Below are 16566 nucleotides of genomic sequence, written 5' to 3' on the forward strand. Positions count from 1 at the left end.
TCACCTCTTAGCAAGATTTTGGTGAATATCCTACTAACACTAAACCTAGTTCACCATTCTCTTCTTCTGCATGAATTGTGACTTCTGTTAATTGATTTGCAATATCAGGATGAATAGCAACTTCGATCCCTTCAATTGTCTCTACAGCATCTTCATTTGTTGGTGCTTCTAAGCCCACACCTAAATTAACGCCACAGCATCCTGGAATGCCGAAGAAACGCAGTGTTTTAACCTCTGAATCTGCTATTACTTGTTCTAAGTAATTTTTACCTTCTGGACTCATTTTCATTTGATTTTCTCTCCTTTAAGTTCATGTAAACCTTTAGTTCCTACTGGTGGTGTTTTTACCCATGGGATTGCCACGAATTGATTGTTGCTGATGGATTTGATTTCTTCTAACCATTTTGTTTCAGCTTGTTGCTTTTGTATTAATGTAGGACTAGTTGTTTCAATAGATGAAAATGTCTGATTGACAACCCACCAATCAACGGATAATCCAGCACGTTGTAAATCTTCCTGTAAACGTGTTGCTTCAAAAACAGGTGTTGCTTCAGGAAGTGTTACGATTGCTACACTTGTATAACTCGCATCACGTAATCGTGGTAACAGGTTTGAAACAGCTGGAGGGATGTCACCTTGCGAACGGCTTATTTCACGATGATAAGCCTCTGTCGCATCTAATAACAACAACGTATGGCCAGTTGGTGCTGTATCAATAATAATGACTTCATCTTGGTGATTTTCTACAACATAGGCAAATGCACGAAATACGGCAATTTCCTCTGTACAAGGAGAAGCTAAGTCTTCTTTGACAAATGCTAAGCCTTCTTCATTCATTGTTTCACTTGCTTTTGCAAGCACTTCTGCCTCATAATTTGCAATTTCTACTTTTGGATCAATACGACTTACCGTTACATTTTTAACTTTGTCATCACCGAACGTCCAATTTAAATGCGCCGCTGGATCAGTCGTAGTTAAATGTACGTGCTTGCCTTCTTCTGCTAAGCGTAGGGCGATATACGAAGCGACCGTTGTTTTGCCAACACCACCTTTACCCATTGTAAAAATAATCTTCGGTTTACGTTCTAAATAATCGGCAATCATTTCTTCTACTTCAGGGACCGTCATACCTTTGTCTGCTTCATTTTCATGTGTGATATCTTGATCTGTCATCCATGCTTGCATACGCTCCATACTTGATAATGAGTATGGTACAAACGGTAAGTAGTATTGTTCAAATTGCTTTAACTCTTTAGGGATCAACTCTAAGGCTGCTGTTTGGCGTGTAATGAATGCTTTTTCCACTGCATCCATAGAATTAAGATTTTTCATATAACCATTAACTAGTAAAATCTGATTTTGAATGCCGATTTCAAACAGTTCATGAGAAGCACGTGTTGCCTCTTTTAATGGGTTTACGTCTGGACGTGTCACAAGCATTAGTGTCGTTTGATTAGCGTTTTTTAATCGTTCAACAGCCTCTTTATAGATTTCACGTTGCGGCTCTAGTCCTTTTAATGGACCTAAGCAAGAAGTACCAGTAGTGTTGTCATCTAAAAACGTAGACCATGCTGAAGGCAGCTGTAACAAACGTAACGTATGTCCTGTTGGTGCCGTATCAAATACAACGGTATCAAAATTTTCAATTACTGAAGTATCAGTCAATAGTGTAGCAAATTCATTAAAGGCAGCAATTTCAACTGTACAAGCACCTGAAAGTTGCTCCTCCATATTTTGTAGCACCACATCAGGCAGTTTCCCACGGTACGGACCAACCATTTGCTCTTTGTAATGTTGTGCTGCCTGTTCTGGATCTAAATTTAATGCAAATAAATTATCGATACCATCTATTTTAGTCGGGGTATTAGAAAGCGTTTGACCGAAAATATCTTGTAAATTGGATGCGGGATCTGTACTAATTATCAGCACCTTTTTACCTTCATTTGCAATGGCTATTGATAAGCTACAAGCAACTGATGTTTTTCCAACACCCCCCTTCCCCGTGAAAAACAAGAACGGGGTATCAGGGAAATGACTTCTTGTAAAGCGTTCCATTTTACGCATCTCCTTTTAGTGATAGGCGTACTTTTGGTTTTTGTAATAGTTCTTCTTCTGAAAGTCCTGACCACTGTGAAAATTGTTCATTTGTAGGATACTTTCCTTTACAAAGTAACTCCCCATCTACAAATGTTGCAGGCAATGCATCCATTCCTTCTGACATTAGAAGCTGATTGATGGCTTCATTTTCTACAAAGGCATTTGGTTCGTTTGTTAAATTAAATCGTTCTGCTTCTATATCTGTTTTCTTTAAATTATTCATTACAAATGACATACGTAATAACTCTGGATCAATAGAAGGTCCACATAAGCCCGTAGAACAACACATTGCTGGTTCATAAATATGAATTATTTTCATTTTATTTCGACTCCTCTGCTACAAATTGTTCAAGACATTTTTCCAATAGCATCACGTACGTTTTGGAAAACTGTCTATTTCTCTTCTTCTGTACCTGTTGCCTTTGCTGGATCTTCAAATCCCCAATGCTCACGACGAACGTTAGGTGGTGTCATCGGACATTTATCTGCGGCATCTCCGCAAAGAGTAACGACTAGTGTTACATTGTTAAATGTCTCAAAATCAATTAGATCAGATGTATGATTCGAAATATCAACTCCTTCCTCTGCCATAGCTTTGATCGTATTCAGATTTAATCCATGTGCTTCAATGCCAGCACTTTAACTGTCCGATCAGTAGGCAATAATTTCCTTGCCCATCCTTCAGCCATTTGACTACGGCAAGAGTTCCCTGTACATAAGAAATAAAGTGTGTTTGTCATTAAAAAGGACTCCTATAATTTAATGGTTTTAAAATATTTCTTCTGCCAACGTAAGGCAACCCACACAAGTCCAATGAGTACCGGTACTTCAACAAGTGGACCAATAACAGTGGCAAAAGCTACTCCACTATGAAGTCCAAAAACGCCTACAGCTACAGCAATGGCTAACTCAAAGTTGTTGCTAGCAGCTGTAAACGACAGGGCTGCTGTGACAGGATAAGATGCACCTGCTTTACGAGAAGAAAAGAATGAAACAGCAAACATCACAACAAAGTAAATGAATAATGGGACAGCGATTCGTACAACATCGAGTGGTAGTTCGACTAATTTTTCACCCTTTAATGCAAACATCATCACAATGGTGAACAGTAGTGCAATTAAAGTAAGTGGTGAAATCTTGGGTAAGAACCTTTCCTCATACCACTGCTTTCCTTTTGTTTTGATACCTATCAATCGTGTTAGGAATCCAGCTGCAAATGGTATTCCTAAGTAAATAAGAACACTTTTCGTAATTTCCCACATGGAAATGGACACATTAAAATTCTCTAAACCAAACCAACCAGGTAATACATTTAAGAAAAGGTAAGCAAAAATTGAATATGTTAAGATCTGAAAAATGGAGTTAAATGCAACTAGACCAGCTACATATTCTCGATCTCCACGAGCTAAATCATTCCACACGATAACCATCGCAATACATCGAGCTAAGCCAATCATAATAAGTCCAGCCATGTACTCTGGATAATCACGTAAGAAGATGATCGCTAAAAAGAACATTAAGAATGGTCCAAGTAACCAGTTTTGAAAAAGTGATAGTAAAAGCACCTTCCAATCCTTAAATACTCGCCACATTTCCTCATACTTAACTTTCGCTAAAGGTGGATACATCATCACAATTAACCCTATAGCAATCGGTATGGATGTTGTACCAACCGACATGGATTCTAGTGCTTCACCAATATTGGGCATTGTTATACTTAATAAAACGCCAATACCCATCGCAACAAAAATCCAAAGAGTAAGGTAGCGATCTAAAAACGAAAGCTGTTTTGTTAAAGAATCATTACCCATTAATTTTCCTCCCTTATAGGTGTACAGTCAGTGCCACAAGTGCATCCCTTTACAGGCTCAATTTGTTCTAAGATACCTTTCATAAGTAGCGTTTGATCCTCCACTAAACGATAATGTTTCCAAGTCCCTACTTTTCGTTCAGTAATAATGCCTGCCTCCTTTAATTTTCTTAGATGTTGACTAACTGCTGGCTGTGAAATTCCTAGAACATCCACAAAATCACATACACAAACCTCCCCATTCTTCATACATGCAAGTAATTTAATGCGGTTCAAGTCAGCTGCAGCTTTTAATTGTTTTTCAATTAGTGTATTTTCCATATGTCTGATCTCCTTATATAATCATTTGCTTATATATTATTTAAAATAAAAACACCCAACCAATTACAGGTGATTAAATTTTTATATAATTATAAACTTATATTATGCTTGTTAAATAATAATTGCAATAGATTTTTCATTCAAAAAAAAATTCCAAGGCTGCCTTTTTCTTCGAAAGAGATAAGAGCATGTTTTGAACAATATATTTTCAAAACATGCTCTTTATATTTGTTCCTACAACGAGGCTGTTTTTGATTTTGCTTAATAGTATTGGACCATATCGAGTAAGAAGTTGATTAAAACTTAGAAATATTATTGTATCCTTCAATGATATCCCCAAATCCTTGGTCGATGAGAAGGTTCGCTACCGATTGAAGAATTTCTTGTTTACTTTCCACGAGATATTGTGCTTTTGAGCGAATGAGTTGATCAAACATTTCACTTCGTTCTTCTCCAACAGCTTCCAAAAACTGTTGAGATTTCAGTAAATCTCCTAACGTCAAGAGAGGATAATCAATTCCTTCAAAAGTGAAATCACCATTCACTTGATACCACACATCCCCGTTCTCTCGCAACCATTTTTCTCCGATGTTTTCAATACCCCATCTCATATTTCTGGCTACGTCTAAATAGGATTCTTCTTTTGTTTGTTGATAGGATTCTAGTAAGAAATTCATTTCTCCTAAAGCATGATTTAACGATGTATGTGTCTTCTTTGTCTGCTGGGGAGAATAATAATCGGTCACAAGGTAACCACCTTTTGGCACTTCGATTACGTTTCCGTTTTTCGTCTGATCGACCAAAAAGTCTGCATAGGTGATGGTCGAGGTTTTGAGCTCTTTGATGTCAAGCATGTCCCCTGTTTTTTTTAGAAATAGCGCGACATTCTCGTTATGCCTAGTATCGGTATAGGGAGCTTGGATTCCGTAATCTTTTTTCAACCACGTACTTGTATACTCCGTTTCCCATAACCCTTTTTTATCTCCTTGAAATATAAATAAGTTCGCAACAGAATTTAATAGCAAATCGTAGAAGTATCGCTCCTGTGTGGTTTCATAGTAATTTAATGCTTTTTTATCTTGGACCCTCACTAGGTTTCGCCCATATCCTAATTTTGTTTCAGGTTCGATCGACCATGGGAGTTTTGTATAAGGCCCTTCTGCTGTATACCATTTGTTCATTTCTTTGTATTGTTTAGTACTTTGACTTATCCATTCATTGAGCGCTTCTTCTTTTTTAAACAGAGGCTCTTGTGACACTAACACCCAGTTTTCAGATAAATCATTCCCCTCTGATTGCAGTGGGAGAGTTACAGTAAGGCCATTATCATCATTCATTATTTTCATGTCCTTATTTTCACTCGTCAATTCCCGGACCACACTCTTGTCCCCGTTCTCATAGTTGGTGATCAGTTCTTTCGATATGTAGTTGCGGCTTATCATCATATTGGTCACTAAATTTTCGTGTTCCTTTACTTTTAACAGGCCAATTGGGTATGTGGTTGGGTCTACACCGTATACATGATCGTGCTCATGTTGAATTTCCTGTCGTTCGAAATCTGTTAAATCATACTTTATATTTCCGTTGATTGGGTACGATATTGAGGCACTATAACCTTTGCTGCTTTTGTTTTGTAATTGAGTGAAAATGAAGAAATCGCCATTATCGATTTCTCGTACAGTGACCTTGATAGAACCCATGTTTTCCCCATCTTCAAATAAATTATAGACAGTTGATTGATCCGTTGAACGAATATATGATGTATTCGAACTTTTGGTTTTTTGTAGTAGTAAACCATTGGCTTCCAAATGTAGTTGTGTGGAGTTTGGTAATTCTAGTGAAACGCTCTCAACAGGTTCAATTTCTTTATTTTCATTTTCTTTTAAAGAACATGAAGTCAAGATCATGACCGTTAACACGAGACATAAAATGCTGATCCAAATTTTTATTTTAATCAAATTTCCCCTCCAAAATTGTAGCAATTCTTCTAAATAAAGTTACCCAAATTATACCAGGATAAAATAAGAAAAACAATTTTTCGTACATAACTAGTTAACATAAATATAATTTTAAGAAATAACTAAAGAACTAACCTATTAGAGGAATGGGTGGCTATTTGCAGTTTTTACTCGTTATTTAACCTAAGCACAAACTATATGTAACGCTAAAATCCCTATCTATAAGAAGTGGTCTGCATTGGTTGATTTGTAGTGGCTTTTCCGCTTCATGTGCTGCTATCACTTATTCGAAAAATACCATTAGTAAAAAAGACAGAGACTAACCTCCACCTTTCCTTCACTTATTTGTGAATTCTAATTCCTCATCGGATTCTTGGACATCTTCAAAATCATGAATTACTACATCTAGAGGTTTACTTACTATCAGGTAAAGAAACAACTCCTAACACTTCTAATGTATTAACTCATCTCCCAAATCTTACAAAACCAATTATAAGTTTCTTTGTAACATTGAAATAGAAGCTGTTGGTTCTTTAATAACTAGCTAAAATTTGATTTTATTTCTCAGGGGATTTATACGGTTCTCTATTTGAATAATGATATAATAGTAAGAAATAATTTTATTAAAGAAGGTACGTATATGGAGATACGACAGCTTGAATACTTTTTAGTACTGTGTAATGAGCTTCATTTTACAAAGGCTGCCGAAAAATTGAATATTTCTCAACCGACGCTTAGCCATCAAATTAAAGTATTGGAAAATGAACTGGGCATTCCACTATTCGATCGTCTAGGGAAAAAAATAGCGATTACAGATGCTGGTAAAATATTGCATGAACAATGTACTCATATTTTCCGCGCAATTGATAATACAAGCAATCAGATAATTGAACTGAAAGAATTAAAAGCAGGGAAATTAGTGATTGGTACTTTACCTGGTGAATTAACAAATTTAGTGTCGGACTATTTGTTAGACTTTCATCTTGACTATCCAGATTTACAAATCTGCATCAATAGCTCGGATGATTTATTAAAACAGTTTAAAGACAATAAAATCGATTTTGCGATGTCCTATAAACAAGAGTACTTCGATTATGAGGAAGAACAGCTTCAGATCATCCCATTGTTTACTGAAGAACTACTATTCGTTGCTCATAACGATCATCCACTACTTGCCTCTAAAAAAATAGCCTTACAAGATGTTTTAGAGCTTCCGCTTATATTATTTCCACCTATCCATCAATGTAGGAAAGTAATTGATAGTGCAGCTCGCAAAGAAAAGCTTCATGTGAAACCTAAAATAGAGACAGCTAGTGTTCAAGCCATTTTTAATCTAGTTGAACAAAATGTCGGGGCAACAATTATTTCGAAAACACTGTGCAACCTCTATAAAACGAATACTATTTGTGAGCGACCGATCTATGCGCCACCATTAACGCGAGAAATTGTACTTCTTTATAGAAAAGATAAATTCATTAATTTTGCGGCGAAAGCTTTTATTCGTTTAATGGTTGAGGGACTTGAAGAAGCTGGCTTTTCAATTTCAGAAAAGAGTCGACAACTAATTCAATCATTATTAAAATCTCAATAAACAAAACAATAAGAAATCCACTAATCACAGCAATACTTTGGCCGTAATTAGTGGATTCTATTTTTCTAATGACTAAGCACTATGCCTAGTTATCATTTCCTTATTTTTTCATTGTCTTAGCTTTCGCTAGATGAACATGCCAAGACAGCGCCTCTTCTAATACGTGAGGTGTGTGATGATGACCAGTCTTTTCTACAGCAGCATTATAATATGCCCACAATTGCGGACGATAATCAGGGTGTGCGCAATTATTAATTAATAGAGGCACCCGTTCTTTTGGTGCTAAACCACGTAAATCAGCTACCCCGAACTCTGTAACAACGACGTCCACATCATGCTCTGTATGGTCTACATGAGATACCATAGGGACAATACTTGAAATATTACCACCCTTTGCATAGGATTTTGTGACGAATATTCCTAATCGAGCATTACGAGCGAAATCACCGGAACCTCCAATGCCATTCATCATTTTAGAGCCTGAAACATGTGTCGAATTTACATTTCCATAAATATCAACCTCAAGTGCTGTATTAACGGAAATTAATCCTAAACGTCGAATAATCTCTGGATGATTGGATATTTCTTGCGGTCGTAAAATTAAACAATCTCTATAGTTTTCTAGCTGACGATAAACTTGCTCACCACGTTCCTGTGAAAGTGTAATAGACGTACCGGAAGCGGATTTCACTTTTCCTGCATCTATTAATTCAAATACGGCGTCCTGTAACACCTCTGAATATATTTCTAAATCCTCAAACTCTGATTCTAGAAAACCATTTAAAACCGCATTTGCTACGGATCCTACGCCTGATTGGATAGGTGCTAATGTTTTTGTTAAACGACCAGCCTTAACTTCATCACGTAAAAAATTGAGTAAATGCTCGGCCATTTTAGCGGTTTCCTCATCTGGCTGTACAATTGTTGATGGAGCATCCGTTTTTTCAGATAGCACTATGCCACGTACCTTACTAATATCTAACGGGATACCAATAGTTCCAATTCGCTCCCCTGCACTATTTAAAGGAATAGGACTTCTCTTCCCTTGTACATCAGGAATATAAATATCATGAATTCCCTCTAAAGAGTCAGGATGCGAAACATTTAGTTCAATAATAATTTCATTAGCCATTTGCATAATAATTGGAGAGTTTCCAACAGAAGTTGTTGGTATCAGCAAGCCATCTTCGGTAATTGCAGTAGCTTCAATTATAGCAAAGTCAATAGGTCCTACAATTCCTTGACGAATTAACTCTGCATTATGTGAAACATGCGCATCCGTGTACAGTATTTCTCCATTATTAATCATACGACGAATAGCTGGATCACCTTGATAGGGTGCTCGCTTTCGAATAATACCAGCTTCAGCCATCTGTTGATCTACCTCTGGACCAAGTGAGGCTCCTGTATAAACATCAACTTGGAATTTTTCCTCTTTAGCTTTTTCTACAAGCGCTAGTGGTACTATTTTTGCATCGCCTGCCCTTGTAAAGCCACTCATTCCTAATAACATCCCATCTTTTATCCAAGTGGCTGCTTCTTGAGCAGATACAACACTATTTTGTAAGGCAACGTGACGAATTTTCTTATGTGCTAGTTTTAACATACTATATGAATCCCCTTATCTACTATCGATTTTTATTCAGACCAAGGTGAGTGCAAGACGCAATCACAAAAGTTCTTAGATTTATAATTTGGAATGAACAATGCACAAACATCAGATTTTATATTGCCAAATGTCGTTTCGGGTTTATGTTTGAATCCCTCAAAAAATGCTGGCAAAATATTTTGTTTAAACTGGTTACGCGGGAAAGCATTGATAATTTCATTTCGTTCTTCATTCGTCAAATCATGATAACCGTCTCCCATTACATCAAGGCCTACTCCGGCATACAGCAATGCAACTTCATTTTCTTTATGCTCAGCAACACCGATCGTAGTATGTAGTGCGATGGCATCCCAAACAAGTTGTATTGAGTCATCATCAATATGATGGTGAGCTAGAAATTGACGTGCTGCATTTGCGCCATCTACCTCAAAGCGTTTATCTACGCTACTATATTGTTTTGTTAAACCTAAATCATGAAACAGAGCACTTACATAGAGCAGCTCTTCATCATATGTTCTCTGTGCTTTTTTACCTTGAAGTGCCCCAAACATATAAACACGATTTGAGTGATTCCATAGCAATTCAGAACCATGTTCTTTTAATATATCCTGAGCTTCTATTGCCAAACGGCTGTCAGGAATTTTAATGCCCGCAATATTTGTCATCAGTAGTACCTCCCTTATTTAAAGTAGCAACTATTGCTTATAAAGAATTATAAGAATCGATTTTCTATATATCAATTCTATAATTTCTATGATAACCATAGATTTTATCTATGATCTTTCATTTAATAGATACTTACTTAAATCTTTTCGGCAAGTAAAACATGAGATAATAAGATATATAACTTGTCTTAAATGATCTGATGGGAAAAGATCTATTATGAAAAAGTTGCCGTTAACATACCTCAACCGTTCTTTCCTTTTAAACAAACTCACCTAGTAAAAGTAACCTTCGATTTTAATTTCGAAATTGGTTGAAAAAAGGAATAAGAAATTGTTACGTATTCTAGACAGACAAATTTTTTTAAGAAATAACTACGAACAAGAAACCATCTACCTATTAAATAGTAGATGGTTTCCGTGTTTATTGATATTATATTTAATCGTTCTTACTTCGTTACTGTCTCATTGTTATCTTGAAAGAACTTTTTCATCTCGTCATCTGTAAATTCAGCTAATGATTTATAGGTATACTGTGGATTTCGATCTTTATCAATGACGACAGAACGTACACCTTCAAAGAAATCGTTATGTTTTAAAAAGTTTTTAGCCAAGATTAAATCAGTCGCAAAGCATTCTTCTAATGTTTTATGTCGCGCATCTATAAGCCGCTTTAACGTAATTTTTAACGATGATGGAGATTTCGACAGAAGTAACTGCTTTGTTTCATGTGAAAATTTACTTGGGTCATTGTCTAAGGACTCTACTATCTCTTCCGCTGTGAATTTTGAGAAGTGTTGATCTATTTCATTTTGAATGCTGGCAAGTTTACTGTTTCCAAATGTTTTACTTGAATATGTCTCAATTAATTGCTTTAAAGCAGTATTCGTTTCCTGTGCATGCCAGTCTGTCTGTTCAACGCGTCCAAGAAATTTTTGTAGATTATCGCTCGTCATATAGCTATCAGCAGCATTGGCAAAGAGCACGTCCGCAGCTTGGATGACAGATGCGGTTAAAGCTAAATAGTATCCTACATAGCCTGGTGCTTTGTTTAGGAAATAGGCAGCTCCAACATCTGGAAAGAAGCCAATATTCATTTCTGGCATAGCCCATTTTGTCCGTTCAGTAACGATTCGGTGACTAGCCCCATAGGTTAAACCGACTCCACCTCCCATGACAATGCCATCGAGGCAGGCAATAATCGGTTTAGGATAGTGATAGATAGCCATATCTACTTGATATTCTTCTTCGAAAAAGACTTCGGCATTTTTTGAAGCTACCTGACTGGAGCGAGCCTCATAGAGTGTTTTAATATCGCCGCCAGCACAAAATCCTTTCTCACCAGCGCCTCTTAGGATGATTAGGTGAATTTGATCATTGGCTTGCCATTCCTTCAATTTCTCTCCGATGGGCTTTAGCATTTCAGTTGAAAGTGAGTTTAAAGCTTTTGGTCGATTCAGCGTAATGACGGCTGCTCCACCGTCACTGACCGAAAATATTACTTCGTTTTCCATATTGGACCCTCCCTTAAGAATGTTTAAAGTTTGGCTGTCTTTTTTCAATAAACGCCTGGACGCCTTCTTTAGCATCCTCTGTTAAAAATAGCTCAGCAAAACGTATTCGTTCAAGTTCCAATCCTTTTTGAAGATGATCTTTCCTGCCCTGAATTATACATTCAATTGTACGGGATACACTTGTCATACTTTTACCATCAACAAAGGATTGAGCAACAGCTTTTGCAGTTGGTAGAAGTTCCTCAGGTTCTGTCACCATTTGAATAATACCTAGATGTTGGGCTTCATCGGCACTTAATTGTTTGCTTGTTAAAATTAATTGTAGAGCCTTTGCTTGACTCGTCATTCTGCTAAGTCGTTGTGTGCCTCCAAATGTTGGAAGTAGCCCGAGTTTTAATTCTGGTAAGCCAACAATGGCATTACTAGAAGCGATTCTAAAGTGGCAGCCTAACGCTAGCTCTAGTCCACCTCCGAGTGCTGGACCATTAATGGCAGCAATAACAGGCTTTTTCATGGCTTCAATTTCATCACATAGAGCTTGTCCTGCCTTGGCCATTTGCAGTGCTCTTTCCTGTTGCCCAAAGGCAGAAACAAATTCCTTAATATCTGCACCAGCGGCAAAAAATCGCCCGGAGCCTGTAATAATGATGACGTTTGTTTCTTCGTCCTCTGCTAGCTCTTTGAAAATAAAACGAAGATTTTCAATAGATGCGGATGACAAAGTATTTGCTGGTGGATGATCTAAATGAATGGTTGTGATGGAACCTTCTTTGCTTACATTTGCAAATGTATCGACCATAATCGTTTTCCTCCTGTTTTATGAGAATTAGCTAATAGACTTTGGTTTGTTGATGATCATTCTCGCAATCTCTCTCTTCTTCATAAAGAGATTCTGATGTAGCGGGATGTTTAAGTGTTGAATATCATCCAGCCATGTTTTTCGTATTTGCTCATTTGTTTCAGCAGCAGAAATAATGTCAATTGTACTTTTTTCTATTTTACGATAGCCTTCCTGGCACAATATTTCGGTCATCAAGTTTTTCGTTTTTTCATGTGCTGCCTTTTCCAATCTCAGCAAAGAGGATTCCATAATATAAACATCTTTTGCCATATCAGCCAACAGACGCATGTATTCCTGCTCTTGCTCCAGCTTAATCTGTGCATTTGCAATGACATCAATGGCTACTTGTATTAAGTACTTGGAAAGCTGGATGTATTGGTGATTGCTTTCTGCGGGTTGATAAGCTACTGAAATTTTATCTGTAGAAGCTGTTTGCGCTTGCTTTTTATATAACATTTTTGCGATTGTTAAACGATTGATTTCATTCGTTCCTTCAAAAATACGGCTAATTCTTGCGTCACGATATAAACGTTCTACCTCGTAAACCTGCATATAGCCATATCCGCCATGTATTTGTACAGCTTCATCTACAATTTTTCCAAGTGCTTCTGAGCAATTGACTTTATTGATTGCGCATTCTATAGCGAAATCGGCTATTTTTTGAACTATTGACTCTTTACTAGCTAACTTAATGACATCATCCAATTCACCAGCTGTTCGGTATGCAGCACTTTCTGCACCGTAAATTAAGATCGCCATGTCAGCAAGTTTTTCCTGTATCATTGTAAAATCAACAATTGGTTTTTGAAATTGTTTCCGTTCTTTACCGTAATTCACGGCTAATTGTAGTGCCTGTTTGGAAGTTCCAATGTTTGAAAAAGCTAGCTTTAGACGCGCCATATTCAATATATTCATGGCAACCTTATGTCCTTTTCCGACTTTGCCAAGAACATTGTCACGCGGTACTTCAACGTTCTCTAAAATAAGTGTAGCCGTCGAAGACCCTTTAATGCCCATCTTCTCTTCTTCTTGCCCCACAGATACCCCTGTAAAGGTACGTTCTACAATGAAAGCAGTCATTCCCTCGTTTGTTTTCGCAAAAACAACAAAGATATCTGCTAGCTGAGCATTGGTAATCCATTGCTTTTCACCGTTTAATACCCATGCTGTGCCACCCTCATTCAAAATCGCATTTGTTTTTGGACGTAAGGCATCTGAACCCGCTTCTGGCTCCGTCAGGGCATAGGCTCCAATCCATTCACCTGAGGCCAGCTTTGGTAAGTACCTCAGCTTTTGTGACTCATCCCCAAAATAGACATAGGGCAATGTGCCAACTCCTGCATGAATATTGTAGGATACGCTAAAGGAGCTCCCATAACCCATCCTTTCTGCAACTAGCCCTGATATTTTTTTATTGAGTTCAAGACCCCCATAGGCTTCAGGGATTTCAATGGCAAGTAAACCAAGGTCACCTGCTTTTTGAAATAATTGACGAGTGACATCATATTGATGCTGCTCAATAGCTGAAATATTAGGTGAAACATCCTGTTTAATGAACAGCTCTGCAGTTTTTGCTATGAGTTTTTCCTCATCCTGAAAGTCCTCAGGTGTAAAGATCGTCATTTTGTTTTCTAGTTTATCCATACTAGCCCTCCTTGAAAGAAAGAGGAGAAAAGCAAATTACTTTATTTCCTCTTTAGGTAAGACGGTTTTCGTCAACTCACTATCTAAATCTTCGAATTTATAATAAGAGATTGATTCATATAACTCACTTCTAGTTTGCATATCCTCGATAGCTTCTTTTTGAGTCCCTGTATTTTTTATTAAGTCAAACACTCGTTCATATGCTTTGGCTGCTACTCTCATGGATGTAACGGGATAAATAACCATCGAATAGCCCATTTTTTCGAACTCCTTAGCCGTATAATACGGTGTTTGTCCAAATTCAGTCATATTGGCTAATAAAGGAGCATCTAACTCACTTGCAAATTGTTTAAACTCTTTTTCTGATTGTAGAGCCTCTGGGAAAATAGCATCCGCTCCGGCTGCTACATAGGCTTTGGCTCTATTGATAGTCTGTTCTAAACCTTCTACAGACCTTGCATCAGTTCGGGCAACAATAACTAAAGTAGGTGCTATTTGTTTAATCATTTTTATTTTTTGTATCATTTCCTCTTGGGAGACGAGTGTTTTACCATTCAAATGACCACATTTTTTAGGAAGATTTTGATCCTCAAGCTGTACAGCGGCCACCCCTGCCTCTACCATTTCACGAGCTGTGCGAGCAACGTTTAATACACCACCAAAGCCAGTATCGATATCCACTAGAATTGGTAAATTAGTAGCTCGGATAATATCGCTAGCACGCTGAGCAACCTCATTTGAATAAATCATTCCTAAATCAGGTAAGCCTCTACTTGCAGTGTAGGCAGCTCCAGAAAGATATAATGCCTCAAAGCCAACTTTTTTAGCCATTAAACCAGCCATTGCATCATGAGCTCCTGGTATTTGTAAAATGGTTGAACGAGTTATGAGAGCTCGAAACTGTTGTGCCATTTGTTTTTGTGAAATTGCTTCGTTCACAATCCACGCCATCTATAAAAACCTCCCAATAATCAATTATGCTGCACAAAGAACTTTTTTCTGATTCCGTGCCATCTGCGGAATGAATTTAAACGAATAAATCTACAAATTCATGAACATAGCTATTTTCGACAAGCTCTTTATCAGCACAAATCTGATTAATTTTATTGAATTGTTTTTGAGAATAATGTGTACCAATGTTTTGCTGGAATTTATCAATGATTTGAGGGAATGCTTCCTCACGACGGAATCGATGTCCTAATGGATATTCACACTCAACTAGCTCTGATGATGTGCCATCTTTGTAATAAACTTGTACAGCATTGGCAATCGAGCGTTTTTCCGGGTCTAAGTAATCCATTGTATATTGTGTTTTTTCAACGACCACCATTTTATTTCTCAAGTCATCGATACGTGGATCTACGGCCACATCATCTTCATAGTGGTCTGCTGTAATGTCGCCATAGATGAGACCAATTGCTATAATGTATTGAATACAGTGATCACGATCAGCTGGGTTATTGAGAGGTCCCTCTTTATCGATGATGCGAATGGCAGATTCATGTGTAGTAATTTCAATTTTTTCAATTTCATTTAATCGATTTTTCACTTCATGATGTAAATGCACTGCGCATTCCGCGGCGGTTTGTGCATGAAACTCGGCTGGATAAGAAACTTTGAATAAAACATTTTCCATGACATAAGATGCAAGTGGTCTCGCAAGTTTTAATTCTTGTTTATTAAAGAGAACGTCTTGGAATCCCCAGCCAGGTGCTGAAAGGGCAGTTGCATAACCCATTTCGCCTTTCACAGCCATCATAGCTATTTGCACTGCCCTACTTGTTGCATCTCCAGCAGCCCATGATTTTCTTGAACCAGTATTAGGTGCATGTCGATATGTTCGTAAGCTCGAATTATCAATCCAAGCATTTGACAACGCATTGATAATTTCTTGATGAGAGCCACCTAATGCCTTTGTCACAACGGCTGTTGTCGCAATTTTGACAAACAGAACATGATCTAAACCTACACGATTTAAGCTATTTTCTAGTGCTAGAATGCCTTGTATTTCATGGGCTTGTATCATCATTTCTAAAACGTCTTTCATTTTAAGAGGCTCTTTACCCTCTGCAATACGTACGCGACTCAAATAATCTGCAACAGCTAATATCCCACCTAAATTATCTGATGGATGTCCCCATTCAGCCGCAAGCCAAGTATCGTTATAATCCAACCAACGAATCATACAACCGATATTGAAGGCGCCTCTAACTGGATCAAGAACATAGGAAGTTCCTGGAACACGTGTGCCATTAGGGACGACTGTATCTGGTACTACTGGACCAAGAAGTTTCGTACACTCAGGATACTGTAAGGCTAAAATGCCACAACCCAAAGTATCCAATAAAACATAACGTGCTGTTTCGTATGCTTCTTCACTTGTAATCGTTGTATTTAATACGTAATCGGCAATATCAGTTAGTAATTGATCTGTTTTAGAAATTTCATTTGTTTTAATCATCTATATCTTCCTTTCATTGTATAATTTTGCCATACTAGTATACTGATGGACATTGGTC

Annotated in this window: 14 protein-coding genes and 1 pseudogene; 1 reads left to right on the top strand and 14 read right to left on the bottom strand. The window is 37.4% G+C overall.

Going from position 1 to position 16566, the window contains the following annotated elements; all coding sequences use genetic code 11:
* Positions 1-7: 7 nt before the first annotated feature.
* The 7 genes and pseudogenes from ACYQ73_RS06755 to ACYQ73_RS06785 all read right to left on the bottom strand — a co-directional run bounded on the left by ACYQ73_RS06755 (position 8) and on the right by ACYQ73_RS06785 (position 6186).
* Positions 8-289 (bottom strand): Fe-S cluster assembly protein HesB, encoded by a 282-nt coding sequence (locus ACYQ73_RS06755; protein WP_460011767.1) that lies wholly within the window; start codon positions 287-289, stop codon positions 8-10.
* Positions 286-2055 (bottom strand): arsenical pump-driving ATPase, encoded by a 1770-nt coding sequence (gene arsA, locus ACYQ73_RS06760; RefSeq protein ID WP_460011768.1) that lies wholly within the window; start codon positions 2053-2055, stop codon positions 286-288. The genes ACYQ73_RS06755 and arsA overlap by 4 nt, the downstream gene beginning before the upstream one ends.
* A 1-nt stretch (position 2056) precedes the next feature.
* Positions 2057-2416 carry an arsenite efflux transporter metallochaperone ArsD gene (arsD, locus tag ACYQ73_RS06765; RefSeq protein WP_460011769.1) on the bottom strand — a complete coding sequence of 120 codons (360 nt, stop codon included), beginning with the start codon at positions 2414-2416 and terminating at the stop codon, positions 2057-2059.
* 1 nt (position 2417) lies between these two features.
* Positions 2418-2837, bottom strand: a pseudogene (gene arsC, locus ACYQ73_RS06770) (arsenate reductase (thioredoxin)).
* Between the two features lie 12 nt (positions 2838-2849).
* Positions 2850-3908: an ACR3 family arsenite efflux transporter gene (arsB, locus tag ACYQ73_RS06775; protein WP_460011770.1), complete on the bottom strand. Its 1059-nt coding sequence runs from the start codon at positions 3906-3908 to the stop codon at positions 2850-2852.
* On the bottom strand, positions 3908-4228 hold the full coding sequence (locus tag ACYQ73_RS06780; RefSeq protein WP_460011771.1) for an ArsR/SmtB family transcription factor: 321 nt from the start codon (positions 4226-4228) through the stop codon (positions 3908-3910). The genes arsB and ACYQ73_RS06780 overlap by 1 nt, the downstream gene beginning before the upstream one ends.
* A gap of 296 nt (positions 4229-4524) precedes the next feature.
* Positions 4525-6186 (bottom strand): hypothetical protein, encoded by a 1662-nt coding sequence (locus ACYQ73_RS06785; RefSeq protein WP_460011772.1) that lies wholly within the window; start codon positions 6184-6186, stop codon positions 4525-4527.
* A 640-nt stretch (positions 6187-6826) separates the two neighbouring features.
* Between ACYQ73_RS06785 and ACYQ73_RS06790 the strand changes: the two genes are divergently transcribed.
* Positions 6827-7777, top strand: a complete 951-nt coding sequence (locus ACYQ73_RS06790) for a LysR family transcriptional regulator (protein WP_460011773.1) — start codon at positions 6827-6829, stop codon at positions 7775-7777.
* A 100-nt stretch (positions 7778-7877) separates the two neighbouring features.
* Here the strand turns inward: ACYQ73_RS06790 and ACYQ73_RS06795 are convergent, their stop codons facing one another.
* The 7 genes from ACYQ73_RS06795 to ACYQ73_RS06825 all read right to left on the bottom strand — a co-directional run bounded on the left by ACYQ73_RS06795 (position 7878) and on the right by ACYQ73_RS06825 (position 16508).
* Positions 7878-9383, bottom strand: coding sequence for a succinate CoA transferase (locus ACYQ73_RS06795; RefSeq protein WP_460011774.1), 1506 nt, complete (start codon positions 9381-9383; stop codon positions 7878-7880).
* Positions 9384-9415: 32 nt separating this feature from the next.
* Positions 9416-10051 (bottom strand): HD domain-containing protein, encoded by a 636-nt coding sequence (locus ACYQ73_RS06800; RefSeq protein WP_460011775.1) that lies wholly within the window; start codon positions 10049-10051, stop codon positions 9416-9418.
* A gap of 446 nt (positions 10052-10497) precedes the next feature.
* Positions 10498-11562 (bottom strand): enoyl-CoA hydratase/isomerase family protein, encoded by a 1065-nt coding sequence (locus ACYQ73_RS06805; protein WP_460011776.1) that lies wholly within the window; start codon positions 11560-11562, stop codon positions 10498-10500.
* A 13-nt stretch (positions 11563-11575) separates the two neighbouring features.
* Entirely contained in the window at positions 11576-12361 is a 786-nt protein-coding gene (locus ACYQ73_RS06810) for an enoyl-CoA hydratase-related protein (RefSeq protein WP_460011777.1), read from the bottom strand.
* A 27-nt stretch (positions 12362-12388) separates the two neighbouring features.
* On the bottom strand, positions 12389-14047 hold the full coding sequence (locus ACYQ73_RS06815) for an acyl-CoA dehydrogenase family protein (RefSeq protein ID WP_460011778.1): 1659 nt from the start codon (positions 14045-14047) through the stop codon (positions 12389-12391).
* A 36-nt stretch (positions 14048-14083) separates the two neighbouring features.
* Complete coding sequence (gene prpB, locus ACYQ73_RS06820; RefSeq protein ID WP_460011779.1) at positions 14084-14998, bottom strand: methylisocitrate lyase; 915 nt, start codon at positions 14996-14998, stop codon at positions 14084-14086.
* A gap of 76 nt (positions 14999-15074) precedes the next feature.
* The gene (locus ACYQ73_RS06825) at positions 15075-16508 is read right to left on the bottom strand and encodes a bifunctional 2-methylcitrate dehydratase/aconitate hydratase (protein ID WP_460011780.1); all 1434 of its coding nucleotides are present in this window, start codon (positions 16506-16508) and stop codon (positions 15075-15077) included.
* Positions 16509-16566: the final 58 nt, after the last annotated feature.

This window comes from Lysinibacillus sp. CTST325, from assembly GCF_054665055.1.